Consider the following 1,506-nt stretch of genomic DNA (forward strand, 5'->3'; position numbering starts at 1 on the left):
CGCCTCACCCACCGGCTCGGCGAGGCCCTCGGCGCCCACATCCCGCTCCACCTCGTCTTCGAACACCCCACCCTCACCGACCTCGCCGCCCACCTGGACCGGCCGGGTAAGGCCCGCCCGCCCATTCCGGTCGCACCGCGCATCCCGAACCCCGACGGCACTGTCGTCTTCCCCGCCACGTCCGGCCAGAAGCGACTGTGGCTGCTGTGCGCCCTGGACCCGCAGGCGAATCTCGCCTACACCCTGAACGGCGGCGCCAGGATCACCGGCCGGCTCGACGCCCCTGCCCTGGCACGGGCTATCGAAGAGGTCGCCCGCCGCCACGAGGTGCTGCGGACCACCCTGCGCGAGGAGAACGGCGAGATCGTCCAGGTCGTCCACCCCGTCTGGTCCGGCACCGTGGCAGACGCTTCTTCGGACGACCCGTACGCGTCCCCGGAGTGCGACGAGGCCGAACTGCTGACGTACTGGCGTCACTCCGCGGTGGACCTCGCCGAAGGCCCGCTCTTCCGTGCGCGGATCGTCCGCCGCGCCGAGGACGTCCACCTGCTCCTGCTGTCCCTGCACCACACCATCGCCGACGGCTGGACACTCACCCGCCTGCTGGACGAGATCGCCGTCGTATACGCCGCCTTCGACCAAGGCCGCCCCCTGCCCCCAGCTCTCACCCTCCACTACGGCGACTTCGCCCAGATGCGAGCTGCCGAGCCGACGTCCGAGGACGAGGAAGGGCTCGCGCACTGGCGTGAGCGGCTCGCGGGAGTGCGCCCTCTGGACGTCCCGACCGATCACCCGCGTCCCGCACGGCGAACCCACAACGGTGCGGCCGTCCCGGTGGAACTGAGCGCCGAGGCGGTCGGGGGCATCGCACGCCGCACCGGCACAACCCCGTTCGCCGTTGTCGCCACCGCGGTCACCGTCGTCCTGGGCGCCCTGTCGGGCAGCGACGACGTGACCATCGGCATCCCGACCAGCGGCCGTGTTCATCCCGACACCGCCGGCATCCTGGGCTTCTTCACCAACACCCTGCCCCTGCGCCGGACCCTCGACCCGCGGGCGACGCTCGCGGAGGCACTGCGTGCCACCCACGAAGCCCTCGTGGAAGCACACGAGCACGCCAAGACACCCTTCGAGGAGATCGTCCGGCACACGGCGCTCGCCGCCGACGACGGGCAGGCACGCAGCCCCCTGTTCCAGACGATGCTGGCCCTCAACGAAGCCCCCTCGAGGAACCTGCACCTGACCGGTCTGACCGTCAGCCGTCTCGACATCCCGCCGGCCGGCACTCAGTTCGACTTCTCCCTTCACCTGGAGCAGGGCGAGGCCACCATCACCGGCTACCTCACCTACAACACCGATCTCTACGCGGACGGCACAGCCCGCTACTTCACCGAGCGCCTCGCCTCCGTCGTCTCCGCGTTGGTGGAGTGCCCGGATGCCGTGTTGGCCGAGGTGGATGTGCGGTCGGTGGGGGAGCGGGAGCGGTTGGCCGCGGTGTCGGTGGGT

1 protein-coding gene is annotated in these 1,506 nt (G+C 71.0%); it reads left to right on the top strand.

From position 1 onward, the window contains the following. Positions 1-1,506, top strand: a 1,506-nt coding sequence (locus ACF1FZ_RS35050) for a condensation domain-containing protein (protein ID WP_391777409.1), incomplete at both ends; no start/stop codon positions are given.

It is taken from the genome of Streptomyces sp. NPDC014623 (assembly GCF_043088245.1).
Lineage (GTDB): Bacteria > Actinomycetota > Actinomycetes > Streptomycetales > Streptomycetaceae > Streptomyces.